Origin of the sequence: Luteimonas galliterrae, assembly GCF_023374055.1 — a bacterium.
GTDB classification, from domain to species: Bacteria; Pseudomonadota; Gammaproteobacteria; order Xanthomonadales; family Xanthomonadaceae; genus Luteimonas_C; species Luteimonas_C galliterrae.
Window position 1 is genome coordinate 37982 of the sequence record NZ_JAMBEP010000001.1, and the last position, 25383, is coordinate 63364.

27 protein-coding genes and 1 tRNA gene are annotated in these 25383 nt (G+C 65.2%); 18 read left to right on the forward strand and 10 right to left on the reverse strand.

The genetic code is table 11. The features are described 5' to 3' along the window. Positions 1-46: 46 nt before the first annotated feature. Entirely contained in the window at positions 47-526 is a 480-nt protein-coding gene (locus M2650_RS00145) for an LEA/WHy family protein (RefSeq protein ID WP_249469646.1), read from the reverse strand. A gap of 119 nt (positions 527-645) precedes the next feature. On the opposite strand from M2650_RS00145, the gene M2650_RS00150 reads away from it, so the two are divergent. Further along, the gene (locus M2650_RS00150; RefSeq protein ID WP_249469650.1) at positions 646-906 is read left to right on the forward strand and encodes a hypothetical protein; all 261 of its coding nucleotides are present in this window, start codon (positions 646-648) and stop codon (positions 904-906) included. 12 nt (positions 907-918) lie between these two features. Here the strand turns inward: M2650_RS00150 and M2650_RS00155 are convergent, their stop codons facing one another. Beyond that, complete coding sequence (locus tag M2650_RS00155; protein WP_249469653.1) at positions 919-1446, reverse strand: lipocalin family protein; 528 nt, start codon at positions 1444-1446, stop codon at positions 919-921. A gap of 145 nt (positions 1447-1591) precedes the next feature. Here M2650_RS00155 and M2650_RS00160 point away from each other — a divergent pair, with 145 nt between their 5' ends. Beyond that, a complete protein-coding gene (locus M2650_RS00160) occupies positions 1592-2050 on the forward strand; it encodes a hypothetical protein (protein ID WP_249469656.1) in 459 nt (152 codons plus the stop codon). A 27-nt stretch (positions 2051-2077) separates the two neighbouring features. Here the strand turns inward: M2650_RS00160 and M2650_RS00165 are convergent, their stop codons facing one another. Further along, entirely contained in the window at positions 2078-2869 is a 792-nt protein-coding gene (locus M2650_RS00165) for an arginase family protein (RefSeq protein ID WP_249469657.1), read from the reverse strand. A 470-nt stretch (positions 2870-3339) separates the two neighbouring features. On the opposite strand from M2650_RS00165, the gene M2650_RS00170 reads away from it, so the two are divergent. Beyond that, positions 3340-4719 (forward strand): RES family NAD+ phosphorylase, encoded by a 1380-nt coding sequence (locus M2650_RS00170; protein WP_249469660.1) that lies wholly within the window; start codon positions 3340-3342, stop codon positions 4717-4719. A gap of 137 nt (positions 4720-4856) precedes the next feature. On the opposite strand, the gene M2650_RS00175 is transcribed toward M2650_RS00170, so the two are convergent. After that, positions 4857-4932, reverse strand: a tRNA-Phe gene (locus M2650_RS00175). A gap of 166 nt (positions 4933-5098) precedes the next feature. Here M2650_RS00175 and M2650_RS00180 point away from each other — a divergent pair. Next, on the forward strand, positions 5099-5506 hold the full coding sequence (locus M2650_RS00180; protein ID WP_249469663.1) for a DUF6491 family protein: 408 nt from the start codon (positions 5099-5101) through the stop codon (positions 5504-5506). A 49-nt stretch (positions 5507-5555) separates the two neighbouring features. Here the strand turns inward: M2650_RS00180 and M2650_RS00185 are convergent, their stop codons facing one another. From M2650_RS00185 to ftsY, 4 genes are all read right to left on the reverse strand, one after another. Next, positions 5556-5825 (reverse strand): oxidative damage protection protein, encoded by a 270-nt coding sequence (locus M2650_RS00185; RefSeq protein ID WP_249469666.1) that lies wholly within the window; start codon positions 5823-5825, stop codon positions 5556-5558. Positions 5826-5946: 121 nt separating this feature from the next. Further along, a complete protein-coding gene (gene mutY, locus M2650_RS00190; RefSeq protein WP_249469670.1) occupies positions 5947-7014 on the reverse strand; it encodes an A/G-specific adenine glycosylase in 1068 nt (355 codons plus the stop codon). Next, positions 7011-8261, reverse strand: a complete 1251-nt coding sequence (locus tag M2650_RS00195) for an AsmA family protein (RefSeq protein WP_249469672.1) — start codon at positions 8259-8261, stop codon at positions 7011-7013. Before M2650_RS00195 ends, mutY begins: the two co-directional genes overlap by 4 nt. 142 nt (positions 8262-8403) lie before the next feature. Beyond that, positions 8404-9522: a signal recognition particle-docking protein FtsY gene (ftsY, locus tag M2650_RS00200; protein ID WP_249469676.1), complete on the reverse strand. Its 1119-nt coding sequence runs from the start codon at positions 9520-9522 to the stop codon at positions 8404-8406. A gap of 56 nt (positions 9523-9578) precedes the next feature. Between ftsY and rsmD the strand changes: the two genes are divergently transcribed. The 8 genes from rsmD (at position 9579) to M2650_RS00240 (ending at position 15864) form a co-directional block, all read left to right on the forward strand. Further along, the gene (gene rsmD, locus M2650_RS00205; RefSeq protein ID WP_249469679.1) at positions 9579-10211 is read left to right on the forward strand and encodes a 16S rRNA (guanine(966)-N(2))-methyltransferase RsmD; all 633 of its coding nucleotides are present in this window, start codon (positions 9579-9581) and stop codon (positions 10209-10211) included. Positions 10212-10225: 14 nt separating this feature from the next. Continuing rightward, positions 10226-10732, forward strand: a complete 507-nt coding sequence (gene coaD, locus M2650_RS00210; protein WP_249469682.1) for a pantetheine-phosphate adenylyltransferase — start codon at positions 10226-10228, stop codon at positions 10730-10732. Between the two features lie 20 nt (positions 10733-10752). Further along, positions 10753-11241 carry a hypothetical protein gene (locus M2650_RS00215; RefSeq protein WP_249469685.1) on the forward strand — a complete coding sequence of 163 codons (489 nt, stop codon included), beginning with the start codon at positions 10753-10755 and terminating at the stop codon, positions 11239-11241. Between the two features lie 131 nt (positions 11242-11372). Continuing rightward, positions 11373-11630, forward strand: coding sequence for a YfhL family 4Fe-4S dicluster ferredoxin (locus tag M2650_RS00220; RefSeq protein WP_249469687.1), 258 nt, complete (start codon positions 11373-11375; stop codon positions 11628-11630). 146 nt (positions 11631-11776) lie between these two features. Continuing rightward, complete coding sequence (ggt, locus tag M2650_RS00225; protein WP_249469690.1) at positions 11777-13543, forward strand: gamma-glutamyltransferase; 1767 nt, start codon at positions 11777-11779, stop codon at positions 13541-13543. 114 nt (positions 13544-13657) lie between these two features. After that, complete coding sequence (locus tag M2650_RS00230; RefSeq protein WP_249469692.1) at positions 13658-14236, forward strand: hypothetical protein; 579 nt, start codon at positions 13658-13660, stop codon at positions 14234-14236. A 48-nt stretch (positions 14237-14284) separates the two neighbouring features. Continuing rightward, positions 14285-15175: an MBL fold metallo-hydrolase gene (locus M2650_RS00235; protein ID WP_249469695.1), complete on the forward strand. Its 891-nt coding sequence runs from the start codon at positions 14285-14287 to the stop codon at positions 15173-15175. Beyond that, positions 15172-15864 (forward strand): TMEM43 family protein, encoded by a 693-nt coding sequence (locus M2650_RS00240; RefSeq protein ID WP_249469697.1) that lies wholly within the window; start codon positions 15172-15174, stop codon positions 15862-15864. The genes M2650_RS00235 and M2650_RS00240 overlap by 4 nt, the downstream gene beginning before the upstream one ends. Positions 15865-16043: 179 nt before the next feature. Here the strand turns inward: M2650_RS00240 and upp are convergent, their stop codons facing one another. Continuing rightward, a complete protein-coding gene (upp, locus tag M2650_RS00245; RefSeq protein WP_249469700.1) occupies positions 16044-16676 on the reverse strand; it encodes a uracil phosphoribosyltransferase in 633 nt (210 codons plus the stop codon). A gap of 151 nt (positions 16677-16827) precedes the next feature. After that, the gene (locus M2650_RS00250; protein WP_249469703.1) at positions 16828-18324 is read right to left on the reverse strand and encodes an aminotransferase class III-fold pyridoxal phosphate-dependent enzyme; all 1497 of its coding nucleotides are present in this window, start codon (positions 18322-18324) and stop codon (positions 16828-16830) included. A gap of 117 nt (positions 18325-18441) precedes the next feature. Here M2650_RS00250 and M2650_RS00255 point away from each other — a divergent pair, with 117 nt between their 5' ends. From M2650_RS00255 to secF, 6 genes are all read left to right on the forward strand, one after another. Continuing rightward, entirely contained in the window at positions 18442-18873 is a 432-nt protein-coding gene (locus M2650_RS00255) for an Lrp/AsnC family transcriptional regulator (RefSeq protein ID WP_249469706.1), read from the forward strand. 157 nt (positions 18874-19030) lie between these two features. Then, positions 19031-20065 carry a tRNA preQ1(34) S-adenosylmethionine ribosyltransferase-isomerase QueA gene (gene queA / locus M2650_RS00260; RefSeq protein WP_249469709.1) on the forward strand — a complete coding sequence of 345 codons (1035 nt, stop codon included), beginning with the start codon at positions 19031-19033 and terminating at the stop codon, positions 20063-20065. A gap of 136 nt (positions 20066-20201) precedes the next feature. Next, entirely contained in the window at positions 20202-21308 is a 1107-nt protein-coding gene (gene tgt, locus M2650_RS00265) for a tRNA guanosine(34) transglycosylase Tgt (RefSeq protein ID WP_249469713.1), read from the forward strand. A gap of 192 nt (positions 21309-21500) precedes the next feature. Next, a complete protein-coding gene (gene yajC / locus M2650_RS00270; protein WP_249469715.1) occupies positions 21501-21854 on the forward strand; it encodes a preprotein translocase subunit YajC in 354 nt (117 codons plus the stop codon). Between the two features lie 110 nt (positions 21855-21964). Then, entirely contained in the window at positions 21965-23833 is a 1869-nt protein-coding gene (gene secD / locus M2650_RS00275) for a protein translocase subunit SecD (RefSeq protein WP_249469718.1), read from the forward strand. A 16-nt stretch (positions 23834-23849) separates the two neighbouring features. After that, entirely contained in the window at positions 23850-24812 is a 963-nt protein-coding gene (secF, locus tag M2650_RS00280) for a protein translocase subunit SecF (RefSeq protein WP_249469722.1), read from the forward strand. Positions 24813-25383: the final 571 nt, after the last annotated feature.

Sequence of the window (25383 nt, forward strand, 5' to 3'; positions counted from 1 at the left end):
TTTCGAGCAAAAGCTCGCGGCTGAAGCTGCTCCCACGAAAAGCCGGTCAGCGCATCACGCCGGGCAATCCCGGCACCGGGCTCAGGCTGCTGGTGCGCTCGATCGGGTATTCGCGCGGATTGCCTTCTTCGGGCGTGGCGTTGACCGTGCCTTTCAACGCGTAGCCGATGCTGCGCTGCCCGGCCAAGGCGTCGGCCATGGCGATACGCGCCGCCGGCGTAGGCGAATGCGTCAGCGTTACCACGTCAGCCGATTCGGGGCCGATCGAGATGCCGGCATTGCCCTGCAGGGTGCCGGCCTGCTCGCTGCCCAGGCTCATGGCCAGCGAGATCGCGTCGAAGCGCATCGGGATGCTGCTGAAATTATTGATCCGCACGTCCACCGACCAGCTGCCGTCGGCGCGCACCGTCAACTGCTGGATGCCGGCGGCCGGTTCCGACACGCGCCGCACCATGCCGCCGCCGCCGCAGGACGCCAGCAGGAACGCGGTGGCGGCCATCAGGATCAGCGTCTTGAAACGGCCCATCGCATCGCTCCGTCGGCAGGAGCGAAGAGGATACTACGCGGCGGTGAATCCGCACCCGGCGCCCTCCGAAACCCGGCGCGGCGGGGCGTATCATTCAGCACCGGGAGGGGACGCGCACGATGAACGACTCATGGATCGCCTGCCCGTTCAAACAGGGTGGCGCTTACCGCGTACGCCGCGATTTCACCGCGCTTCGCTGTTCCTTCAGGGCCGGCGAAATATTGATCTTCAAGTCGGTCGCATGGTCGCGATACGACGGCATGCTGGGTTTCTTCTTCGGTCAGCCGGGCAGCGAAGGCACCTGGGCTTGGGATATCGAGGACGACGCCGATCTGCAGGTCTGGAAGGAGTTGTTCGAGGAAGTGCCGGACGCGGTGTGAGCGCGACGCTGCTCAGGTCAGCGGCGCCGCCATCACCAGCGGTTCCAGGTTGAAGCCCATCGCCTCGGCGCGCTTCTTGATCTGTTCGAACAGCGCGCGCTCCATCGTCGGCGTGCGCGACAGGATCCACAGGTATTTGCGGTTGGGTGAGGCCACCACCGCCCACTGGTAACCCGGATCCAGGTCGATCACCCAGTAATCCGCCCACACCATCGGCAGCCACGACAGCCAATCCGGCGCGAATCGCACCTGCAACCGCCCGGGATGCCCTTCGACGCCGCGCGCGACCCCTTCGGCCGAATCGCGGTCCCCGTCTTCCGTGCGGCAGGCGTTGACCACGCCGATCAATTCGTCGTCGCGCAACGTATAAGCCGTGGTGATGTCCCCCACGCACTTGCGCTGGAAGAACACCGGTAGGTGCGCGATCTCGTGCCAATGCCCGGCGTAGCGCGAGATATCGAGCTCCGGCACCGAGCGCACCGGCTCAGCGGCGGAGACGGGCAGGGCGAACGCCAGCAGCAGGAGAAGGATCGAGCGCATCGGCGGCTCCGGTCAGGGCTGGCGCAGGGTCGCGGCGGGGGTGTTCAGTCTGCGTGACGGGTCGCTGCGCGCTCCTATAAAGCAGCGGTGGCTGTTTTCGTGCCTCGCGAGCTGATGTAGCCTTGGCCTTAAGGGGGAACTCGCTATGCGCATCGTATTGTTTTCGATCCTGTTTTTTGCTTTGTCCGGGCCGGCCGGCGCGGAGTATCGCTGCGGACGGGCCAAGACGGGTCCGGAATTCCAGGCGGCGCTCGACGCCGAACTGAGCCGCATCCAACAGGCCCACCAGTCGAGCGAAGCTTCGCACAAAGCCGAGATAGACCTGAAATCCCAAGCGCTGATCGAAAAAGGCGTCTGGTCCGAAGCGGATAGGGCGGCTTATTTCGACAGGGTCGCGAACCTGCCGGCATTCCAGGCGCGGGAAATAGAGAAGCGGGATTACGGCCGCTATTTTCCATCCGAAGTGCAAATGGCGATGACGTTGGGCGCAGCCAATCCGCGAATGGGATGCGAGCATGCCGCGAATGCGGTGTCCTTTCTCGCCAAGATCGCCGCGGCGAGCGAGGCGCAATGGCTTTTGATGAAAACCGAAATGCCGAAATAGGCCGAAGGCGGTCGAAGAGCTCGCCCCTCATGGACCGATGGCTGCCTCGCAGAGGCTCGCGATCACTTTGCTCCCTTCGCGGGCCTGATCGTCATCGGAAGGAGCGAATTCGGTCACGGTAAGGCCGACCACATCGGCTTCGTGCGCGATGCGGCGGACCAGCGCGATCGTATCTTCGATGCCGAGTCCGCCGTCGGGATAGGCGACATAAGGAAATTCGCGCGGATCGAGCGCGTCCAGGTCGAAATGGATATGCACCGGTCCGCCGATCGGCGTCTTCGGATCCAGCAGCTTCAAATCCATTTCGCGTTGCAGCGCCCAGTCGCCGTCGTCGCCGACGCGGATGCCGAAATAGCGGAAGCGGGCCGGATCGATCGGCTTACCCAGGAAGGGGCGCATCGGCTGGGGCGCGCGGCCCAGGATCGCGCTTACCGGCATGCCGTGGAAGTTGCCGCTGGGCGAAGTCTCGGGTGTGTTGGCGTCGAGATGGGCATCGATCCAGATCACGCCGAGGTCGGGATGCATGCCGTGCAGATAATCGATCACCGCGACATCCACGGCGCAATCGCCGCCGGCGGTCAGCACGCGCCTGGCGCCGGAGCGCGCGAGCACGTCCTGGGCGCCGCGGAATTGCGCGAAGATCGCTTCCCAGCGGCGGACGCCGTGAGCGTCTACCGCATGGTTGTCGCCCAGCGGCACCCGGACCTGCGGCGCGTATTGCGCGCAGATCGCAGCGGCCGCTGCAGCGCCGCGCGGGAGGTTCTCGTGCCGGCCCGATCCTTGCCATTGCGGGTAGGAGAGGCTGAGGTCGAAGGGCATAGTCCCGCGCTCCTTTCCGATCGTTAATTTCGATGATGCCATGGCGTATGGGGGCTTGCGATCTGGCACCGAATCATCGCTGGGACCGTAGGTTGGGGGTGAAATCCCGACATCGACCTCTTTCAGACGTGTCGATCTTCGAAGCGATCGCTCATTGATCTTGAGAGCCGAAGGTTGGGTGAAACCCCAACATAACCATCTTCCAGCTCAGGTGGGACGCAACTCAACATCGCAAACTCATTGAGTCGGCATGCTGCCTGCAGGCATCGTATTGTTGGGGTTTCACCCCAACCTACCGAGCTAGCCCCTATGTTTCGCCAGCACTCCAAATGGCTGGCGCCTCCCGACCGAAATATCGATTCCGAAGTCGTCGCCGAATGGAACCAGCAGCGGCCCAACTACCCCATGACCATTGCCTTTCAGCGGCAAGATTGGTCACCCTTACTACGAGCATCGATTGGCGGCCTAAGATGTCCTACGACAGCCGAATATGTGGCGACTGCATAAGCGACGCCTTTCTCAAGGCGGAAATCGCGAAAAGCGCCCGCGACGACGAGGAGTGCAGCTACTGCTCGAAGATAAAACCTACAATCGAAATGAATGATCTCGCGGAGCGCGTCGACAATGTAATTTCTTTGTTTTTCGAATCCACGACCGGCGATGAGTTGCCTTGGGCGAACTACGAGCCAACAGGTAATCCTTTGGACGAGGTGGTGGGAGAGCTTTTGGGGGCCGAAGAAGATGTAGTCAACGACGTGGTCGAGCTGTTATCTGAGGGCTGGTTCGATCGCGATTCCTTGGAAAAGAAATATGGCGATGACCCTCATTTTGTAGAAAACACGCGGTTTGAGCAGCCGCTGAGCGAGGCTTGGCGAAAAATGGAACACAGCCTAAAGACAGCGGCTCGGCACATAGATCCGAAGGCGACGGTGCTGCTGGAAAGTGTCTTCGGGCAAGTCGTTGAAGACCGCACATATACAGAGAAACCGGTAATCGTCGAAGTCGGTCCCGGAACCGAAATTGAACACCTATTTCGAGCTCGCGTATTTCAAACCGAGGATGCGCTCGAAAAAGCGCTATCGCACCCGGAGCGCCATATTGGTCCGCCGCCATCAGAAATAGCCGTTGCAGGGCGTATGAACGCTCGAGGGATCTCCGTCTTTTACGGCGCGACTGACCAGCAGATTGCAATCGCTGAAGTCCGTCCGCCCGTCGGAAGCTATGCGGCCATGGGAAAGTTTCAGATCACCAGGAAGCTAAGGCTCCTGGATCTATATGAACTAAATGCAGTGGTTGTCGACCCACGCATGAGCATGTTCGATCCGAGCTGCGCGAGCGCCATGACTCGCAGTCAGTTTTTAGGGACCTTGGCGGAAAAGCTCGTGATGCCGGTCATGCCCGAATTGCAAGACCGAGACTATCTAATAACCCAGGTAATCGCAGATTTTCTCGCTACTCACCCGACCCTCGAATTGGATGGAATCTTGTTTCCTTCCGCACAGCATGCGCTGACGAAGAGAAACATTCCGGGTCGGAATGTCATTCTTTTCAACAAAGCATCCAAGGTGGCCTACTCGGATCATGATTTCGGAAACACTCGTGCCAATCTTTGGGATGTCGATGATGATGGTGCCAGATTTCAGCCCATGATATGGACAGAACAAGACACTGAGCCCAAGCCACCTAGGCCCCCATTTCTTATCCCGGCCGACCGCATTGAACCGACATTGGAATTAGACCGGGAAAGTCTGGAAATCTTCGAAATCAAGGCTATCCAATACGGGACTTTTAGCCACGCTGTGGAGCATAAGGTTGTGTCCAAGCGAGACGACCGTAAGCGAAAATATTGATAGGGGCGCAACAGCCGATGCTGGAAGGCCGGCTAGGGGCCGGAGCCATAAAGCTCAGCCGTCAAGGATGCCCTGAAGAAAAAAGAGGCTTCGTTCGCGCGAACCTCTTCATTTGCGTCGTATTCCGCAATGCTGAATGGTGGCCGGGGAGGGAATCGAACCCCCGACACGGGGATTTTCAATCCCCTGCTCTACCAACTGAGCTACCCGGCCATTCTGCTGCGGCCTGGGCCGAGCGAGCCCGAAATGATACGGAGCCGGGGCCGGGGTGGCAAGCCGGATCGCGGCTGAACACCGGTCCGATGGCGGGTTGCGGGCGGCGGGATCGGGCGCATCATCTTCTCGAAGGTGGTTTTTCATCCCATATGAGGAGGTCGCCATGAAGCGTATTCCGCTACTGTTGAGCGCACTGGCGCTAGCCCTGACGGCTACCGCCGGTTTTGCCGCCGAAGGCTCGCGCGATGCGGCCCGGCTGGCCAAGTACGAAGCCCACGCCGGCGCGCCGGTCAAGAACATTCCTTACCGCACCCCGGTCGGTTGGGAAGTGGTCGACGACGACCACATCCTGCTGACGATGCGGCCCAAGGAGGTCTACCTGTTGCGCCTGTCCGGCTTGTGCATCCAGAACGACCGCGGCGCGGCGGCGATCGCCATCACCTCGCAGGCTGGGCGCATCAGCGCCGGCTTCGACCGGGTGAAGACCGGCGACGAACCTTCGAGTTGCCGCGTCGAAGAAATCCGGCCGATCGATACGGTCGCGCTAAAAGCGGCCGAGGCTGCGAAGTAAAACCGCCTGGACTTCTCCTCCCGATAACGGGAGGAGAACGACGCGACGGCTAAGCCTCCGGCACGTACCCAGCGGGCTTCTCGGCGCCTTCGCCGAACAGGAATTTCTGCATCTCGGTTTCCAGCAGCGCGCGATGCTTGGGATCGCGCGGCGATAGCCGGTTTTCGTTGATCAGCATCGTCTGGTGCGCCAGCCATGCGGCCCATGCGGCCTTGCCGATGTGGGCGAAGATGCGTTGGCCGAGTTCGCCGGGCCAGGGAACGAAATCGAGGCCTTCGGTTTCGCGTTTTTCGTAATCGCAGAAGACGGTGCGCGGCATGCGTCCATTGTAGCGGGTCACGCCTTCTGCGAGCGGCTTTTCGTAGGAGCGGCTTTAGCCGCGAGCTCTTCCCTTCATGATCGCGCGAGCTTGGAGAAAGAGCTCGCGGCTAAAACCGCTCCTACGAAGAGCGGGCGGGAATGACGGCTAACAGCAATTTGCGGACAGGTGCTGGGATGCCCAGCGAAACGAGCTCGTCGCGGGCCACCCAGCGAAGGTCGTCGTTGTCGCGTACGGCGGCGGACAGGCCTAGTCCGCGCCAACGCAGCGGCTGCAATTGCACGTGGTAATGGGTGAAGGCGTGCGCGATCGGCGCCAGCGCTTCGGCATGGTCGTAGTCGCCCTGCAGATGGCTCGCGAACCAGGCGCGCGCGGTTTCGTGGTCCGCGGCTTCGGGCAGCGACCAGAGCGAGGCCCAGATGCCGGTCGGCGGACGTTTCTGCAGCAGCACGCGCTGGCCGGCGTCTTCGGCCAGCAGCAGCAAGGCATGCCGTTCGGGGATGGGCTTGCTCGGTTTGGCGGTCGGCAGCTCGGCGACGCGACCGTCGCGCAACGCGACGCAGTCCGCCTGCAGCGGGCAGATCACGCAAGCCGGATCGTGGCGCGTGCACAGCGTGGCGCCGAAATCCATCTGCGCTTGCGTGTAATCGGCCAGGCGTTCGTGCGGCAGGTGCGATTCGGCCAGCAGCCACAACGCTTTTTCGACGGCCGGCGTGCCGGGCCAACCGGCGACGCCGTGAAAGCGGGCGAGGACGCGCTTGACGTTGCCGTCCAGGATCGCGAAACGATCGCCCCAAGCCTGCGCCAGGATCGCGCCCGCTGTGCTGCGGCCGATGCCGGGCAGGGCGGTGAGCGCATCGGGATCGCGCGGCAACTCGCCGTCGTGGCGCTCGACGCAGAGTTTCGCCGCCGCATGCAGGTTGCGCGCGCGAGCGTAGTAGCCGAGTCCGGACCACAGCGCCAGCACGTCGTCCTGCGACGCCGCGGCCAGCGCCGGCAAGGTCGGCAGCGCGGCGACGAAGCGCTCGAAATACGGCATCACCGTTTGCACCTGCGTCTGCTGGAGCATGATTTCCGACAGCCAGACGCGGTAGGGCGTACGCGGATGCATCCACGGCAGGTCGTGGCGGCCGGCGCGGTCGTACCAGGCCAGCAGGCGCGAAGCGAAATCGTCCGCGGCTGTGTTCATCGCACGGGCGGCTCGGCGATGGCGGGATCGTCCATTTCGATTTCGACGCCTCGCAGCTGCGCGCCGGAAACTTCCAATGCCGGCGTGACGATGCGCCCATCGAGCGGCGGCAACGGCGAGCCTGCGGCGCCCGCATCGATCCATGCGGTCACTTCGGGCAAGCGGAAGCGGCCGTCGAAGTGCGTTTGGTCGCGCTGCAGGCTCAACGCCGCGATGTCGCTGAAGTCCGGTTTGCCGGCGTAATTCAACGAGAACGGCAGCGGCGACGGCGATGCGCCTATCGGCGCGGGCAGCGCCGGCCATGACGACGGCCAGGCAGCGATTTTTCCCGCCAGTTGCAGCGACAGCGCGTTGCCGTACGCGATGCGTCCATGCGCGTCCAATTCGGGAACGGGATCGTCGCCGTGCACGACGCTTCCGATTGGCGCGATGGCCAGCACGCCTCCGCGATAGCGCAACGGCCCGGCGAGCCCGAATGCGAAGGGCAGATCGGTATCGCCGGACACGTAACGTGCAGTGGCGCCGAGTTTCATGCGATCCAGACCGAGGCCATCCGCATCGGAATGCAAACGGCCGCCGAGAATGGGTTTCATCGGCAGCTTCCAATCGCTTGATTCCACCGACAACTGGCCGGCCAAACCCAAGCCGGCGCCGATCTCGGGCTTGATCAGCACCGCATGCACATCGAAGGGCAGGCGTGTGCCGCCGGCGAGCACGCGTCCGCTCGCATGCGCATGCACGCGGCGTTGCGGATACAACGCGGGCAGTTGCAAGTCCAAGGATTCGATCGACCAGCCGTCTCCGGTCACGCGTCCGTCGTCCACCTGCAGGCCGTCGGTCAGCGTGGGGATCTTGGTTTCGCCCGGCGGCCGCGTCGCCAGCCAGCGCAGCAGGGCGGGGAGGTCCAGCTGCGGCGCGTCCAGTTCGATGCGCTCCACGATCAGGTCGGCGCCGCCGGCTCGGATCGTGGACCAGGGCAGGGTGAGGTAGATGCGTTTGGCGCGAAGCAGCGGCGTCGCGGCGCCGGGTTGTTTGGCGACGACATCGCGCACGACGAGCATCGGCGTGCCGAGCAGGCGGTATTCGCTGGCGCCGCTGGCGGTGATTTCCAGGCCGAGGGCGGCGCCGGCGCGGGCGAGCAGGAGAGAAGCGACCCTGTCCGGCTGCGCGAACCAACGCAATGCGAGCAGGCTCAGCAGCACCACGCTCATGGCGGCGATGAGCCAAGTGCGGCCGGTGATTTTCACGGCGCCATCTTCTCCGGAGGCCGGCACAAACTACCGCAAGAGCAGCGGAGCAAGCTCTGCTCTACAGAGCGATGGCGGAGCAAAGTCGCTGGATTCCCGCTTTCGCGGGAATGACGGCTTCTAGAGGCGCGGAAGCGCCGCATCAGGCGCCGAGCGATTCCGGCAGCAGCGCATCGACGAAGGCTTCTGCGTCGAACACGCGCAGGTCTTCCGGGCGTTCGCCGATGCCGGCGTAGCGGATCGGGATGCCGAACTCGCGCGCCAGCGCGAACACCACGCCGCCTTTCGCGGTGCCGTCCAGCTTGGTCACCACCAGGCCGGTCACGCCGACGGCGGCGTTGAACAGGCGCAACTGGGACAGCGCGTTCTGGCCGGTGGTGCCGTCGATCACCATCAGCACCTCATGCGGCGCGGTAGGGTCGAGCTTGCCGAGCACGCGGCGGATCTTGCCCAGTTCGTCCATCAATCCCGATTGCGTGTGCAGGCGGCCGGCGGTGTCGGCGATCAGCACTTCGATGCCGCGCGACTTGGCGGCCTGCAACGCGTCGTACGCGACCGATGCGGCATCCGCGTTCTGTCCCTGCGCCACCACCGGCACGCCGTTGCGCTCGCCCCAGGCCTGCAATTGCGCCACGGCGGCGGCGCGGAAGGTGTCGCCGGCGGCGAGCATCAGGCTGCGGCCTTCGTCCTTGAAACGCTTGGCGAGCTTGCCGATCGTGGTGGTCTTGCCGACGCCGTTCACGCCGACGGTGAGCACGACGAAAGGTCTTTCTTGTCCGCCGATCGACAAGGGTTGCGACACCGGACGCAGCAAATCGATCAGATCGTTGCGCAAGGCCGCGAGCAGGGCCCGCGCATCGGCGAATTCTCGCGCTTTCATCCGCTTGCGCAGAGAATCCACCAGCGACGCGGTCGCGGTGACGCCGACGTCCGCGGTCAGCAATGCCGTTTCGATTTCGTCGATCAGGTCGTCGTCGAGTTTGGGATTGCGCGAGAACAGGCCGCCGAAGCTGCGAGCGAAGGCGCTGCCGCGTAGCCGGTCGCGCCAGCCGGGCTTGCCGGGCGCGGCGGGCGATGGCGATTCGGCGCCTGCCGGGGCGACGGCGCCAGGCGCCGGGTCCGGGCCGGAATCGGCCGGTTGCGACGCCGCCGGAAAGGCGGCGGCGAGTTCTTCCGTTGTGGGGCGTTCCTGGCCAGGTGGATGCCCGGACGGCTCGGTTGCGGCCGGTTCCGGCTTCTTGCGGCGGAAAAAACTGACCATTGCGCGGGAATTCCGGAGAATGCGCGCATGGTAACAAAGCCCGGCGACGCCCCACGATGAAAACTCCGCCAGACAAAGGCCGGCCGCCGGGCAAGGTCAGGATCATCGGCGGCCGCTGGCGCGGCACCCGGCTCGAAGTGGCCGACGCCGCCGGCCTGCGTCCCAGCGCCGACCGCGTCCGCGAAACCTTGTTCAACTGGCTGCAACCGGCGCTGCCCGGCGCGCGCGTGCTCGACCTGTTCGCCGGCAGCGGCGCGCTGGGCTTGGAATCGCTGTCGCGCGGCGCGCGCGAAGCCTTGCTGGTCGAGCGCGATCCCAAGCTCGCCGCCGCGCTGCAGGCCGCGATCGCGCGCTTGCATGCCGAAGACGAGGCGACGGTCGTCCGCGCCGATGCGCTGGCCTTCCTGCGCGCGCCGCTGCACGGGCGTTTCGACGTGGTCTTCGTCGACCCGCCTTTCGCCGGCAACCTGTGGAAGGGCGCGGTGGATGCGCTGGCGCCATGGCTGGCGCCGCAGGCCTGGTTGTATCTGGAGTCGCCGGCCGAGGCGGCGATCGAGCCCGGATCGGATTGGACGCCGCACCGCGAAGGCCGCACCCGCGAGGTGCGTTACGCGCTCTACCGGCGCGTTGCGGACGGCGCTGATACACTGGGCCCCGTTATAGATGGCCCACCGGCGACCCTTGCATAAATGAGCGTGACCGAATGAGCATGGCGCGTACCCGTATCGCGGTCTACCCCGGCACCTTCGATCCGATCACCAATGGTCACATCGACCTGATCGATCGCGCCGCGCCCTTGTTCGAGCGCCTGATCGTCGGCGTGGCCGAGAGCCCCGCCAAGGGGCCGGCCCTGCCGCTGGAATTGCGCGTCGGCCTGGCGCGCGAGTCGGTGGCGCGGTTTCCCAATGTCGAGGTGCGCGGCTTCAATTCGCTGCTGGCGCATTTCGTGGCCGAACTCGGTGCCGGCGTGCTGCTGCGCGGCCTGCGCGCGGTGTCGGATTTCGAATACGAATTCCAGTTGGCCAGCATGAACCGCCACCTGATTCCCGATGTCGAAACGCTGTTCCTGACGCCGGCCGAGCAATACGGCTTCATCTCTTCTTCGCTGGTGCGCGAAATCTCCCGCCTGGGCGGCGACGTTTCGGCTTTCGTGCCGCCGGCGGTGGCCAAAGCGCTGCAGGCCGAATGGCAGCGCACCGTTAATAAATGACCGTCACCTGGGGGAATACCATGAAAATCACCACCCGCCTGATGCTGATCGCCTGCCTGGTGCTGCCGTTCGCGGCGTGCAAGAAGGAAGAAGCGCCCAAGGAAGCGGTCGCCGCGCCCGTCGCCGTGCCCACCACCGGCGACAGGAAAGCCTGGCAGGAGTACATCAAGGACGTCGCCAAGCGGAACATGGATGGCGTCACCAGCGCCCCGTACGCCTACTTCCTGCCCGATGCGTCGTCGCCGGATTTCGCCGGCGAATACGAGCGGCAACTGGAGAAGATGAAGGGCGATGTGGCCCGTGGCATCCTCGAGGGCAATATGCTCGTGTTCGGTTCGCCGTCGTCGGCGCAGATGGCCGATGCGGTCATCGAGTCGTTCCAGGGCATCCAGCCCGGCTCGATGAAGGGCGTCAAAGTCGTGTTCGTCGGCGCCGCCGCCGACAACGAGCGCGTCAAGGCGGCGGTAACGCCGGCCGGCGTAGACTACGTTTTCGTGCAGACGAAGTAAGGGCGAGGGCGGTAACAGCCGCCACGCCTTGCGTTTTGTGGGAGCGGCTTCAGCCGCGAGCTTTTCCGATAACCACTGCTGCTCGAAAAGCTCGCGGCTGAAGCCGCTCCCACAAGTTCTACCAGCAGGACATGTCACTCAAGATCAACGAGCTTTGCGTCAACTGCGATGTCTGCGAACCGGTCTGTCCCAACAAGGCGATCTCGCAGGGCGAAACCATTTACGTGATCGATCCGGCGCGGTGCACCGAATGCGTCGGCCATTTCGACGAACCGCAGTGCGTGGTGGTGTGCCCGGTCGAATGCATCGATCCCGATCCGGCCTTTCCCGAAACCGAATCCGACCTGCTGGCGAAGCTGCGCCGGCTCGAACAGGAGTCGCAGATTTGAACAACCGATTTTTAGCCGCCATTTCCACGAAGGCGAAGGCATTGCTTTTAGCCGTCATTCCCGCGAAGGCGGGAATCCAGCGACTTTGCCGTTTCCGCAGCGATCGGAAACTGCGTAAAAGACACTGGATTCCCGCCTTCGCGGGAATGACGGCTGAAAAGCGATGGCATGCGAGTTCGGCAAGCCTCGTATTGATCGCCAGTCTGTTGCTTTCACCGGCGGCGCTGGCTGACGCACGTCGGCAAACGCCTTCGCACCCACCCGGCGCCGCGATCGCCAGCGCCCACGCGCTCGCCACGGAAGCCGGCATGCAGATGCTGCGCGAAGGCGGCAACGCCTTCGATGCGGCAGTGGCGACGTCGGCGGCCCTGTCGGTCGTCGAACCGATCAGCAGCGGCCTGGGCGGCGGCGGCTTCTTCCTGCTGCACGACGCCAAGACCGGCAAGGATGTGTTCGTCGATGCGCGCGAGACCGCGCCGGCGGCGGCGACGCCCGCGGAATACCTGCTGGAAAACGGCGAATTCAACCGCGACCGCGCCGAGAACGGCCCCTGGTCGGCCGGCATTCCCGGCCTGCCGGCCGCCTTCGTCCATCTCGCCGACAAGTACGGAAAACTGCCGCTGAAGACCACGCTGGCGCCGGCGATCAAGCTGGCGCGCGAAGGTTTCCCGATCTATGCCCGCCTCGTGCGCGGCTACGCCTCGCGCCGGGCCGTGATGGAGCGCTATCCCGGCACGCGTGCGGTGTTCCTCGCCAGCGGCGCGCCGCTGAAGGAAGGCGAAATCTTCAAGCAACCCGATCTGGCGAATACGCTGGAAACGCTCGCCGCGAAAGGCTTCGACGGTTTTTATCGCGGCGATATCGCCGACAAGCTGCTCGCCGGCGTGAAAGCCGAGGGCGGACGCTGGACCGCGCAGGAGCTGGCCGGCTATCGCGTGCGCGAGCGCGAGCCGGTCAGCGTCGAATATCGCGGTTGGCGCATCGTCACCGCGCCGCCGCCGTCCTCCGGCGGCATCGCGCTTGCCGAGATGCTGCAGATACTCGAAGGATGGGATCTGTCCAAGCTCGATCCGGCGCATCGTATCCATCTGGTGGTCGAGTCGATGCGCCGCGCGTTCCGCGATCGCACTTTCTATCTGGGCGATCCGGATTTCGTAAAGATCCCGGCCGCGACGCTGACCAGCCCCGGTTATGCCGCCGGCCTGCGCGCCACCATCCATCCGCAGAAGGCCACGCCGAGCGATCTGCTGTCCGGGGAAGAGACGCCGCTGGAAGACGACGAGACCACGCACTTCTCGATCATCGACGCCGACGGCAACCGGGTCGCGGCGACGCAGACGGTCAACCTGACGTTCGGCTCGGGCCTGATCCCGCCCGGCACGGGCGTGCTGCTCAACGACGAGATGGACGATTTCGCGCTCAAGCCCGGCACGCCCAACGCGTTCGGCGTGATGGGCTACGACGCGAATGCGCCGAAGCCGGGCAAGCGCATGCTCAGTTCGATGACGCCGACCTTCATGGAATCGCCCGACCGCGTGGCCGTGCTCGGCACGCCGGGCGGCAGCCGCATCATCACCATGGTGCTGCTGGGCGTGCTCGGTTACGACGCCGGCCTGGACGCGCAGGCGGTGGCGGCCTTGCCGCGCTACCACCACCAGTGGATGCCGGACCGGATCCAGGCCGAAACCGGCGCCATCGCGCCCCAGGTGGCCGCGGAACTAAAAGCCATGGGGCATGGTCTGGATCTGCCGGCGGACGAAGCGGCAGGCGGGCGCGGCTCCAGCCACGTCTGGGGCAATCTGCAGACGGTGCTGTGGGACCGCAAGGCCGGCACCCTGTCCACCGGCAGCGATCCGCGCAATCCGGTCGGGCGGGGCGAGGTGATGCGAATGGGCACTGCCGCGGCCAAGTGAGGCATGCTCTGTAGAGCGGAGCTTGCTCCGCTGTTTTTGCTTTAACACGGCACCGTCATTCTAGAATCGAGAGCAGCGGAGCAAGCTCCGCTCCAGGGCAAAGGCGCAGCGTCGATGGCGGACAACGATAAAAAACCGATCGCGCATCTGCTCCCGGCGATCCTGACCGGGACCGCGGCGCTGATCGCATCGCTGACCGCGGTCTACGTGAACCTGCGCGGCGACAAGGCCACCGACAAGCCCGTCGTTGCCGCGGAGCAGAAAGAACAGACCGCGGTGGCGACCAAGGCGCTGCCGCCGTTGCCGTCGGACAAGGTGGAGTTGCAGCTGGACCGCATCGCGGTGGAGCACGACGGTTCGATCGGCACCACCGATTGGCGTTTCGCGGTGGAAGCCGACGGCCAGCCGCTGTTCGTGTTCCAGCAGGACGGGCTGGACGACACCGGCGGCCGCAACATCGTCAACCCGAAAGACGTGCAGGCCGTGCTGCGCCTGCCGGCTGGCCAGCGCGGCAAGATCACCGTCAAGGGTTGGCGCGGCAGCCGCCTGCGGCTGATCGAAGGCGAGGCCGACGTCACCGGCGAAGGCGCGGTCGGCGACGGCGCGCTGGCGCCGATTCCGGTCAAGGCCATGAAGGACAGCGCCGGCGCCTTCGTGTTCTATTTCTCGGCGAACCGCCAGAACGCTGAATAACGCGCGCGATGCCCGTGGTTAACGCGGGCAGGCGCTAGAATCGGCGTCATGAAACTCTGGTCCCTGCTCGGCAATTCCCAGAAGCTGGACGGCGGCGCCATGTTCGGCAATGCGCCGCGCGCGGTCTGGTCCAAGTGGCTGCCGCCGGACGATCTCAACCGCGTGCCGCTGGCCTGCCGCGCTTTGCTCGCCAGTCCGCTCAACGGCAAGACCGTGCTGTTCGAATCAGGCATCGGCGCATTCTTCGAACCCAAGCTGCGCGAGCGTTACGGCGTGGTCGAAGAGCGGCACGTGCTGCTCGATTCGCTGCGCGCGGCAGGCTTCGAGCACGAAGACATCGACGTGGTGGTGCTGAGCCACCTGCATTTCGACCATGCCGGCGGCCTGCTCGCGCCGTGGAGCGAAGGTCGCGCGCCGGAGCTGTTGTTCCCGAATGCGACGTTCCTGGTCAGCGCCGCCTGCTGGGATCGCGCCCGCGACCCGCACCCGCGCGACCGCGCCAGCTTCATTCCCGAATTGCCCGATCTGCTGCAGGCCAGCGGCCGGCTGGAAATCGTCGACAGCGACCATTCGCGCGCGCTCGGGCACAGCGTGCGCTTCCATTACAGCGACGGCCATACGCCGGGACTGATGCTGGCCGAGATCGTCGGCCCGGAGAACGTCCGCGGCGTGCCTCACGGCGGCGTGGTGTTCTGCGCCGACCTGATCCCGGGCCGCCCCTGGGTGCACGTGCCGATCACGATGGGCTACGACCGCAATCCCGAACTGCTGATCGACGAGAAGCGCGATTTCCTGGCCGACAAGCTGGCGCGCAACGTGCATCTGTTCTTCACCCACGATCCGGATTGCGCGCTGGCGCAAGTGGTGCGCGACGACAAGGGCAGGTACGGCACCGCGCACGAGGTCGGCGAACTGCACGCGCGGGCCCTGATGGCATGAGGCGATACCTCGCAGCCTGGCTGGTGCTGTTGGCCGGCGCGGTGTCCGCACAGGAAGCGCCCGTCGGATTGCCGCAAACCGAAAAATCGCCGCGCGACGCCGAGTTCGGCGTGGTGACGCGCCGCTTTGGGCTGGAGCGGCGCGTAGAGATGTACCAGTGGCGCGTCGCGGGGCAGGGTTACGAAAAGGTGTGGAGCGCGACGCCGATCGCATCGGCCGCGTTCGCGCCGGGACACGACAATCCGCCGACGCTGCCGCTGGCCGGCCGACGCGTCCTGGCCGACGCGATCACGCTCGACGGCCGGCCGCTCGATCCGGAAGTCGTCGCGCGCCTCGGCGAATGGCGCGAATTCCGCCCGAATTTTTCCGCATTGCCGGGCAATCTATCGGCGACGTTCCAGCCGGAAGGCGACGGTCTGGGCAGCGCCGAAAACCCGCTCGATCCGCAGATCGGCGATCTGCGCGTGACCTGGCGCGAACTGACGTTGCCGTCGCTGGACGGAAAGGTCGCGTTGCAGGACGGCATATGGAAATTGCAGCCTCACGCCGCCGATGCGCAGCCGGCCGCGCAGGCGGGCATGCCGGCTTCGTCGGTCAGCAAGGGCGTCCTCGGCTGGCTGATCGGCGCTGGTATTTTTGCGCTGGTGATCCTGGTGATCGTCTCGGTGATACGCAACCGCCGGCGCTGACTGCTTTTCGTAGGTGCGAATTCATTCGCACGCTTTTTTGCTCTTGCGATGGCTCTTCGTAGGAGCGGCTTTAGCCGCGAGCTCATTCTTGCGCGAATGGTTGTGGGAAGAGCTCGCGGCTAAAGCCGCTCCTACGAAAAGCGAAAGCGTGCGAATGAATTCGCACCTACAAAAGCGGATCAGACGACACGGGTGCCGAAGATCTTGTCGCCGGCGTCGCCCAGGCCCGGCAGGATGTAGCCTTTCTCGTTGAGGCGCTCATCGATCGACGCGGTATAGACCTCGACATCGGGATGCGCGGCTTCCAGCGCCTTGAGGCCTTCCGGTGCGGCCACCAGGAACAAGCCTTTGATGCGTGCCGCGCCTGCGGCCTTGAGCATGTCGACGGTGGCGATCAGCGTGCCGCCCGTGGCCAGCATCGGGTCCAGGATCAGCGCGATGCGGTCCTGCATGCCGCCCACCAGGTTTTCGTAATAGGGCAGCGGCGCCAGGGTGGACTCGTCGCGGCGGATGCCCACCACACTGACCTTCGCGGCCGGAATCAGTTCCAAAACGCCCGGCAACATGCCCAGGCCCGCGCGCAGGATCGGCACGAGCGTGATCTTGCGTCCCTTAATCCGGCGCACCGATACCGGTCCGGCCCAGCCTTCGACCTGCGCGTCTTCGGTTTCCAGATCGGCGGTCGCTTCGTAAGTGAGCAGCGTCGCCACTTCCGCCGACAGCTCGCGGAAGGTCTTGGTGCTGTTGTCGGCGCGGCGCATCAGGCCGAGCTTGTGCTGCACCAGCGGGTGGCGGACTTCGACGAGTTTCATGGGATTGGCCTTTGTAGGAGCGGCTTTAGCCGCGAGCTTTTCGCGTCAAGGCGTACAAATCAAGAGCTCGCGGCTAAAGCCGCTCCTACAAAAAAGCAAAGGCGAGCGCAAATCCTCCTAGCCCTCCTTTTTTCAAGGAGGGAGACGAACATTAGGCCGCTGCTGCTTCCTGCTGCCGCGGACCTTCTTGCATCGCTCGCTTCACCATAGCCACGATCAGATCGATCTCGTCGCTCTCCACCGCGAAGTGCGGGGTGAAGCGCAGCGAATTGGCGCCGCCGTGGATCACGCCCAGGCCGTGCTCGCGCAGCCACTCCTCGCTGGAGCCGGTGCCGTAGCCCTTGAAGCGCGGGTCGAGTTCGCAGGAGAACAGCAGGCCGGTGCCTTGGACCTTGGTGATCAGGCCGCCGAGCTCGCCCTTGAGCTTCTCCAATTTTTCGACCGCTTCGCGGCCGCGGGCGCGGATGTTGTCGCGCAGTTCCGGCGTCAGCATTTCCAGCACGGCGCAACCGACGTCGAGCGCGCGCGGGTTGGCGGTCATGGTGTTGCCGTACACGCCGCTGCGGTACAGGCCGGCGGCGTGCTCGGTGACGGCCAGCACCGACAGCGGGTACTGCGCCGCGTTCAGCGCCTTCGAATAGGTTTCCATGTCCGGCGCTTCGAGCTTTTCGAAGCCGGGATAATCGACGATCGACAGCACGCCCTGCGCGCGCAGGCCGGCCTGGATCGAATCGACCAGCAACAGAGAACCGTGCGCCTTGGTCAGCTCGCGCGCGGCGGCGTAGAACGCTGGCGGCACGCTGCGGCCCGGGTCGCCTTCGCCCATCACCGGTTCCAGGAACATCGCTTCGACGAACCAGCCGTTGGCCTCGGCGTCGGCGAATACCTTCTTCAGCGCATCGATGTCGTAGGGTTCGATCGCGATCACCGAGTCCTCGCCGCGGAAGCTGGCCAGGTGCTGCATATAGGTCTTGCGGCTGCTGTCCGAATACAGCGCCGGACGGTCGGTGCGGCCGTGGAAGCTGCCCTTGACCACCAAACGCTTCACCTTGCGGCCGGCGTGGCGCGCGCCCGGATCGGTCATCAACTTGGTGTTGACGTCGGCGATGCGCGCGGCCAGGCCGACGGCCTCGGAGCCGGAGTTCAGGCACAGGAACTTCGCGTACGGGCAACCGCCGCGATCCTGCCCGATCGCCGCGCGCATCGCGCGCACGAAACGCAGCTGCGAGAGGTTCGGCGTCATGATGTTGGCCATCACCTGCGGCTTGGCCATCGCGTCCATGACCTTCTGCGGCGCATGGCCGAAACCGAGCATGCCGTAGCCGCCGCAGTCGTAGATCACCGCGCCGTTGAGCGTGACCACCCACGAGCCGCGCGCGGCGAGGGCGACGTAGGGATTCACCGCATCCTGCGGATAGAAATTGACGAAGCCGTCCTGCAGCGCCTGCACCTGGGCGTCTTCGTCCAGGTTCAGCAGCTCGGGGAATTCGGCGCGGACGCGCGCGTATTCGGCGACGGCGGCTTCGATCGCCTCGCCCAGCTGCGGATGCGCAGCGGCGTAGCGGGCGATGGTGGCGTCGTCCAGGCCCTGGGTGCGGCGCTTGCCGGTATGCGCGCGCAGCGGCGCGAGGGCGTCGGTCAGGGCCATCGGAATCTCCTGCAAGGGCTTAAAAAAGCCATTATTGGCGAGTCCGTCGTCGATTAATAGCGCGATTTCGACGAAATTCCAGTATATTTCGTCGAATTGACCATAGGTTTGGGCAAAATGAAGATCACCGCCTCCGACCAGCAGCTGTTGACGGTCCTGCGCGAGAACGCCCGCGCCTCCACCGCCGAGATCGCGCGTCGGCTGAACCAGTCGCGGACCACGGTGCAAAGCCGCATCGAGCGGCTGGAACGGGACGGCGTGATCGCCGGCTACACCGTGCGAGTCGCCGAGGCCGCCGAGCGCGGCCATATTCGCGCCCACATCATGATCACCGTGTTGCCCAGGCATATGGCGTCGGTCGTCGAAGCGCTCCGCGCCATGCCGGCGGTGCGGACCCTGCACTCGGTCAGTGGGCCCTTCGACCTGATCGCATTGGGCGTGGTGCCGAGCGTGGAGGACATGGACGAACTCACCGACCGCATCGGCGCCATCGATGGGGTGGAGCGGACCACGTCGTCGATCATCCTGTCCGCGAAATTCGAGCGCTAGCGGTGCCGGCGCATCCCGCTTTTGCCCCTCCCTTTTATGGAAGAGGGGCGGGCGCGAAGCGCCAGGGCGAGGGTCCGGCTTTTCGTGCCGTCTGGCAGCCGAGAAGCGAAGGCGTCAAGCCTTCTACAATGGCCGCCTGCCTTACGCCCGTCATCCATTGAAGAAATCCGATTTCCATTACCACCTGCCGCCCGAGCTGATCGCGCAGGCGCCGCTGGCCGAGCGTTCGGCCAGCCGCCTGTTGTGCGTGCCGCCGGCGCCGGACGCTTTTTCCGACAGGCAGGTGCGGGATTTGCCGGAACTGCTGCAGCCCGGCGACCTGCTGGTGTTCAACGACACGCGCGTGATCCCGGCGCGTCTGTTCGGCAGCAAGGACACCGGCGGCCGGGTCGAGATCCTGATCGAGCGCCTGCTGCCGGGCAACGAAGCGCGCGCGCAGATCGGCGCCAGCAAATCGCCCAAGCCCGGCGGCCGCATCGCGCTGGACGCCGGCGGCGAGGCCGAGGTGCTGGGTCGCGCGGGCGAGTTCTACCATCTGCGCTTCCACGTGGACGATGCGCTGGAATCTTGGCTGCAGCATGCGGGCCGCTTGCCGCTGCCGCCCTACATCCAGCGCGAACCCGGCGCGGACGATGCGGAACGCTACCAGACCGTGTTCGCGCGCGAAGTCGGCGCCGTCGCCGCGCCGACCGCCGGACTGCATTTCGACGATGCGCTGCTGCAAGCCCTGCGCGTGCGTGGCGTGCGCTTCGGCCACATCACGTTGCATGTCGGCGCGGGCACGTTCCAACCGGTGCGGGTCGAGGACCTGCGCGAGCACCGCATGCACAGCGAATGGCTCAACGTGGGGCCGGAACTGGTCGAACAGATCCGCCGCACGCGCGCCTCAGGCGGCCGCGTGATCGCGGTCGGCACCACGGTGGTGCGCGCGCTCGAATCGGCGATGCACGACGGCCGTCTGCTGCCATTCGCCGGCGAGACGCGGATCTTCATCTTTCCCGGCTACCGGATCCGCTCGGTGGACGCGCTGCTGACCAATTTCCACCTGCCGGAAAGCACGCTGCTGATGCTGGTGTCGGCCTTCGCGGGCCGCGAGCGCGTGTTCGCAGCGTATGCGCATGCGGTGCGCGAGAAGTACCGATTCTTTTCCTATGGGGATGCGATGTTGTTGTATCCGGAGAGTTCGAAGTGATCATGCCCGCCACGGCTGTTGCTGTTCCCCCCTTTGAAAAAGGGGGGCAGGGGGGATTTGTTTTTGCTTTTGCCGTGGCCCCTGAAGATCAAAAGCAAATCCCCCCTGCCCCCCTTTTTCAAAGGGGGGAACAGCTATGAGCCGGATGTCCTTCGAATTGCTCGGCAGCGATGGGCCCGCACGCCGTGGTCGTCTGACTTTTCCGCGCGGCACGGTCGAGACGCCCGCTTTCATGCCGGTGGGTACCTACGGTTCGGTTAAAGGCGTACTGCCCGAACAAATCCGCGCCCTCGGCGCCGAGATCATCCTCGGCAACACCTTCCATCTCTATCTGCGGCCGGGCCTGGACGTCATCGAAGCCCACGGCGGCCTGCACGGCTTCGCGCGCTGGGACGGGCCCATCCTGACCGACTCGGGCGGCTTCCAGGTGTTCTCGCTCGCGCACCGGCGCAAGATCACCGAGCAGGGCGTCACTTTCGCCGCGCCGACCGACGGCTCCACGGTGTTCCTGGGCCCGGAAGAAAGCATGCGCATCCAGCGCGCGTTGGATTCGGACATCGTGATGATCTTCGACGAATGCACGCCGTATCCGGCGACCGAGGAAGTCGCGCGCGCCTCGATGGAACTGTCGCTGCGCTGGGCCGAACGCAGCAAGCGCGCTCACGAAGGTAACGACGCGGCCTTGTTCGGCATCGTCCAGGGCGGCGTGCATCACGATTTGCGCACGCGTTCGGCGGAAGGCCTGAAAGCGATCGGCTTCGACGGCTACGCGATCGGCGGCCTGGCGGTGGGCGAGCCGGAAGCCGAGCGCAACGCCATGCTCGAACACACCTGCCCGCAACTGCCCGGCGACCGGCCGCGCTACCTGATGGGCGTGGGCCGTCCGGAAGACCTGGTGGAATCGGTCGCGCGCGGCGTGGACATGTTCGATTGCGTCATGCCCACCCGCAACGCGCGCAACGGCCATTACTTCACCCGCACGGGCACCGTGCGCATCCGCAACGCCAAGTACGAGCGCGATACCGATCCGATCGAACCCGGCTGCGGCTGCTACGCCTGCAGCCAGGGCTACAGCCGCGCTTATTTGCGCCATCTGGACCGCTGCAACGAGATGCTGGCGCCGATCCTGGGCACCCTGCACAACCTCTGGTACTACCAGGCGTTGATGGCCGGAATGCGGAATGCGATCGAGCGGGGAACCTTTGCCGCCTTCCGCGAGTCCTTCTACGCGGCCCGTTCCTGAGTCCCTCTCCCTCCGGGTACGGCCACTGGATAAGGGTTCGGCGTACGCGGGAACAGGCGCTGCGCCGGACCTTTATCCACCTCGCCGTCCCCGTGCCGGGGCCGCGCCGCGGGGGCAGGCAGGCTTGAAAGCGCCGACCGGCGTCTACATGGCATAATTCCCAGCTATTTTGCGAACAGTGGATAACTCCCGATGAGCCTGCTCGACCTGCTGATTTCCCCCGCCTACGCGCAAGCGGCCGGCCAACCCGCGCCGGGCGGCCTGTTCGGCGGCGGCCTTACCGGCCTGCTGTTCCCGATCATCCTGATCGCGATCATGTACTTCCTGATGATCCGCCCGCAGATGAAGCGCGCCAAGGAACACCGCGCCATGCTCGAGAAATTGGCCAAGGGCGACGAAGTCATCACCAACGGCGGCATCGCCGGCACCGTCAGCGACATCGGCGACAACTTCATCACCATCGAAATCGCCGACAACGTGCGCGTGCGCGTGCAGAAGGGCGCGGTCGGCAACGTGCTGCCCAAGGGCACGCTGAAGGCCTCCTGATCCCACGCCGCCGTCCGGACCCGGCCGCGCAGCGGCGCGGTCCGGGCCTCTGAGGCCGCTTCCCCGGATTCGTCCAACGCCATATCCGGGCTACGTCGCTGGAAATAACGATGCTCGAATACGCACGCTGGAAATACGTGGTCATCCTGGTGGTGGTGCTGGTCAGCGCGCTGTACGCGCTGCCCAACCTGTATCCGCAGGATCCCTCGGTGCAGATCACCGCCAACCGCGGGGCCGCGATCGACGCCGCGCTGCGGCAGAAGGTGGACGCCACGCTCAAGAGCGCAGGCGTGACGCCCAAGTCGATCGAGACCGGCAAGGACGGCAACATGCTGGTGCGCCTGTCCAGTCCCGACTTGCAGACCAAGGCCAGCGACGCGCTGGGCGGCGCGCTCGGCAGCGGCTATGTCGTCGCGCTCAATTTGGCTTCGACGGTGCCGCCGTGGCTGGACGCCATCAACGCCAAGCCGATGCTGCTGGGCCTGGACTTGCAGGGCGGCGTGCACTTCCTGATGGAGGTCGACCGCAAGGCCGCGCTGGATAAGCGCTTCGAGGCTTACCTGGAAGACCTGCGCGTGGTGCTGCGCGAAAACCGCGTCGGTTACCGCTCGGTCGAGCGCCGCCCCGACAATTCGCTGGTCGTGCTGCTGTCCAACGCGACGGACGTGGGCAAGGCGCAGGAACTGATCGCGCGCGACCTGCCCACGCTCGCCCTGGAAACCGACGGCGACCAGCTCACCCTGCGCGTGCCGGAAGAGGAACTGCAGAAGACGCTGACCAGCGCGATCGAGCAGAACGTCGGCACGCTGCGCAACCGCGTCAACGAACTCGGCGTGGCCGAGCCGATCATCCAGCGCCAGGGTTCCGAGCGCGTGGTGGTGCAGTTGCCGGGCGTGCAGGACACCGCGCAGGCCAAGCGGATCCTCGGCGCGACGGCCACGCTGGAATACCGCGGCGTGATCGAAGGCAACGCCTACGAGGCGCTGCAAAGCGGCAACGTGCCGCCCGAGGGCCGCATCTTCTACCGCAAGGAGATCGGCATCGACGGCAAGCCGGTGCCGGTCATCCTCAACAAGCGCGTGATCGCCCAAGGCGACCAGCTGCAGGACGCCAGCTCGTTCTTCGACTCGCAAAGCGGCACGCCGGCGGTGCGCGTGCGCCTGACCAGCCTCGGCGGCCAGCGCATGTTCGAGTATTCCAGCCAGCACGTCGGCAAGCCGATGGCGGTGGTCTATACCGAGCGCATCCCGGAAGTGAAGATGGTCGACGGCAAGGAGGTGCGCAGCACGCGCATCAACGAGCAGGTGATCTCGGTCGCGACCATCCAAAGCACGCTCGGCCGCGATTTCCAGACCACCGGCCTGGAAAGCATGAAAGAGGCCGCCGACTTGGCGCTGCTGCTGCGCGCCGGCGCCCTGGCCGCGCCGATGGACTTCGTCGAGCAGCGCGTGGTCGGTCCCAGCCTGGGCAAGGAGAACGTGGAGCGCGGCCTGACCGCGGTGCTGTACTCGTTCGCGTTCGCGTTGGTCTTCTTCCTGATCTACTACCGCATGTTCGGCATCATCACCTGCGTGGCGCTGCTGCTGAACCTGCTGATGGTGGTGGCGCTGATGTCGATGCTCGGCTTCACCATGACCTTGCCCGGCCTGGCCGGCATCGCGCTGACGGTGGGTATGTCGGTGGACGCCAACGTGCTGATCAACGAACGAATACGCGAGGAGCTGCGCGCCGGACTGCCGCCGCAGACGGCGATCGCGACCGGCTACGAACGCGCCTCGGGCACCATCGCCGACGCCAACCTCACCGCATTGCTGGCCGGCGTGGCGCTGTTCGCGTTCGGCACCGGTCCGGTGAAGGGCTTCGCGGTGTCGATGATCCTCGGCATCCTGACCTCCATGTACACCGCCGTTTCGGTTTCGCGCGCCGTGGCCACGCTGATCTACGGCGGCCGCCGCAAGCTCAAGTCGATCGCGATCTGACGGAACGAATACGACGATGAAGATATTCCCGCTCAACCTGATCCCGTACGGCACCAAATTCGACTTCATGCGTTTGCGCTGGGTGTCGCTGGCGGTGGCCGCCCTGCTCACCATCGCGGCGATCGCGGCGATGGCGACGATGAAGTTCAATTTCGCGTTGGATTTCACCGGCGGCACCTCGGTCGAACTGCGCTTCGCCAAGCCGGCGGACGTCGACGCGGTGCGTTCGCAGTTGGCCGCCGCCGGCTATTCGAGCGCGCAGGTGCAGACGTTCGGTTCCGGCAACGACCTGCTGGTCCGCCTGCAGGCGAAGGAGGGCACCGACCCCGCCGATGCCACACGCACTTCGGACGACGTGGTCAGGGTGGTATCCACGCCCGGCAATCCCGCGCAGCGCTTGAGTTACGGCTATGTCGGCTCGCAGGTGGGCAAGGAACTGGCCGAAAACGGCCTCTGGGCGCTGCTGTTCGTGCTGGCCGGCTTTCTGGCCTACATATCGTTCCGCTTCGAATGGAAATTCGCGGTCGCGGCCATCGTCACCACGCTCAGCGACATCGTCATCGTCGCCGGCTGGTTCGCGGTGTCGCGGCACGAGTTCGACCTGACGGTGCTGGCCGGCATCCTGTCGGCGCTGGGTTATTCGATCAACGACAAGATCGTGGTATTCGACCGCGTGCGCGAGAACTTCCGCGCGATGCGCGCGGATCCGCGCGACGTGCTGAACACTTCGATCAACCAGACCTTGTCGCGCACGATCATCGTGTCGTTCGTTGCGTTCCTGACGGTGCTGGCCCTGTACTTGTACGGCGGCGGGTCGCTGCAGGGCATGGCCGAGTCGCAAATGATCGGCATCGTGCTGGGTACGTTGTCCTCGATCTTCGTCGCCTGCCCGCTGCTCACCATAGGCTGGCTGAAGGTCACCAAGCAGGATCTGATGCCCAAGGCCCGCGACGAAGCCGCGCTTGCGCGGCGGCCGTAAGCCTGCGGCCGCCGGCAACGAAAAAGGCCGCGCATCGCGCGGCCTTTTTCGTCGCATCTTTGTAGAGCGAAACTCGCTCCGCTGTCCTTCTCTTGCTCTGAGCTTTGCTCCGCCTTTGTAGGGCGGGGCTTGCTCCGCTGCTCTTCGCTCTTAGGCCGTTTGTTCTTAGGCCGTTTGCTTTTTTAAGCCGTCATCCCAGCGAACGCTGGGACCCATGTTGCTCTGGCGCTTGCCCCTTCAGCCGTCATCCCGGCGAAGGCCGGGATCCAGGCCCGCGTCCTGGCCGCTTGCGCTGCGACTCGCGCCATGGACAAAAGCTTCCGCGCTGCGCGCGGGTCACTTTCTTTGCTGGCCCAAAGAAAGTAACCCAAGAAAGGGCCTGAACTGCGGTGCGATGCGTCGCGCCTGAAAGTTCGCCAGCGGACCTGCTTTCGTCGTGGGTGACCTTCTTACGCAGGTACTAGATTTTGATTCGTAGCCTATGGGTGACGTGGCTTTTGCGGATGGGCGCTGAGGAGGCGTTCGGGTCGATCGCCCCGAATCTGAATGTCGAAGCGACGGAGGAATCCCG

Excerpts from the sequence above, each read along its gene's own strand:
- M2650_RS00150 (WP_249469650.1), top strand. The coding sequence starts at position 646 with ATGAACGACTCATGGATCGCCTGCCCGTTCAAACAGGGTGGCGCTTAC.
- M2650_RS00215 (WP_249469685.1), top strand. The coding sequence starts at position 10,753 with ATGAAAATCACCACCCGCCTGATGCTGATCGCCTGCCTGGTGCTGCCG.
- upp (WP_249469700.1), bottom strand. The coding sequence starts at position 16,676 with ATGAAACTCGTCGAAGTCCGCCACCCGCTGGTGCAGCACAAGCTCGGC.
- coaD (WP_249469682.1), top strand. The coding sequence starts at position 10,226 with ATGAGCATGGCGCGTACCCGTATCGCGGTCTACCCCGGCACCTTCGAT.
- M2650_RS00255 (WP_249469706.1), top strand. The coding sequence starts at position 18,442 with ATGAAGATCACCGCCTCCGACCAGCAGCTGTTGACGGTCCTGCGCGAG.
- rsmD (WP_249469679.1), top strand. The coding sequence starts at position 9,579 with ATGAAAACTCCGCCAGACAAAGGCCGGCCGCCGGGCAAGGTCAGGATC.
- M2650_RS00185 (WP_249469666.1), bottom strand. The coding sequence starts at position 5,825 with ATGCCGCGCACCGTCTTCTGCGATTACGAAAAACGCGAAACCGAAGGC.
- M2650_RS00240 (WP_249469697.1), top strand. The coding sequence starts at position 15,172 with ATGAGGCGATACCTCGCAGCCTGGCTGGTGCTGTTGGCCGGCGCGGTG.
- ftsY (WP_249469676.1), bottom strand. The coding sequence starts at position 9,522 with ATGGTCAGTTTTTTCCGCCGCAAGAAGCCGGAACCGGCCGCAACCGAG.
- M2650_RS00230 (WP_249469692.1), top strand. The coding sequence starts at position 13,658 with ATGGCGGACAACGATAAAAAACCGATCGCGCATCTGCTCCCGGCGATC.
- M2650_RS00160 (WP_249469656.1), top strand. The coding sequence starts at position 1,592 with ATGCGCATCGTATTGTTTTCGATCCTGTTTTTTGCTTTGTCCGGGCCG.
- secF (WP_249469722.1), top strand. The coding sequence starts at position 23,850 with ATGAAGATATTCCCGCTCAACCTGATCCCGTACGGCACCAAATTCGAC.
- M2650_RS00235 (WP_249469695.1), top strand. The coding sequence starts at position 14,285 with ATGAAACTCTGGTCCCTGCTCGGCAATTCCCAGAAGCTGGACGGCGGC.
- ggt (WP_249469690.1), top strand. The coding sequence starts at position 11,777 with ATGACGGCTGAAAAGCGATGGCATGCGAGTTCGGCAAGCCTCGTATTG.
- M2650_RS00250 (WP_249469703.1), bottom strand. The coding sequence starts at position 18,324 with ATGGCCCTGACCGACGCCCTCGCGCCGCTGCGCGCGCATACCGGCAAG.
- tgt (WP_249469713.1), top strand. The coding sequence starts at position 20,202 with ATGAGCCGGATGTCCTTCGAATTGCTCGGCAGCGATGGGCCCGCACGC.
- M2650_RS00155 (WP_249469653.1), bottom strand. The coding sequence starts at position 1,446 with ATGCGCTCGATCCTTCTCCTGCTGCTGGCGTTCGCCCTGCCCGTCTCC.
- M2650_RS00220 (WP_249469687.1), top strand. The coding sequence starts at position 11,373 with ATGTCACTCAAGATCAACGAGCTTTGCGTCAACTGCGATGTCTGCGAA.
- M2650_RS00180 (WP_249469663.1), top strand. The coding sequence starts at position 5,099 with ATGAAGCGTATTCCGCTACTGTTGAGCGCACTGGCGCTAGCCCTGACG.
- M2650_RS00165 (WP_249469657.1), bottom strand. The coding sequence starts at position 2,869 with ATGCCCTTCGACCTCAGCCTCTCCTACCCGCAATGGCAAGGATCGGGC.
- M2650_RS00170 (WP_249469660.1), top strand. The coding sequence starts at position 3,340 with ATGTCCTACGACAGCCGAATATGTGGCGACTGCATAAGCGACGCCTTT.
- mutY (WP_249469670.1), bottom strand. The coding sequence starts at position 7,014 with ATGAACACAGCCGCGGACGATTTCGCTTCGCGCCTGCTGGCCTGGTAC.
- secD (WP_249469718.1), top strand. The coding sequence starts at position 21,965 with ATGCTCGAATACGCACGCTGGAAATACGTGGTCATCCTGGTGGTGGTG.
- yajC (WP_249469715.1), top strand. The coding sequence starts at position 21,501 with ATGAGCCTGCTCGACCTGCTGATTTCCCCCGCCTACGCGCAAGCGGCC.
- M2650_RS00145 (WP_249469646.1), bottom strand. The coding sequence starts at position 526 with ATGGGCCGTTTCAAGACGCTGATCCTGATGGCCGCCACCGCGTTCCTG.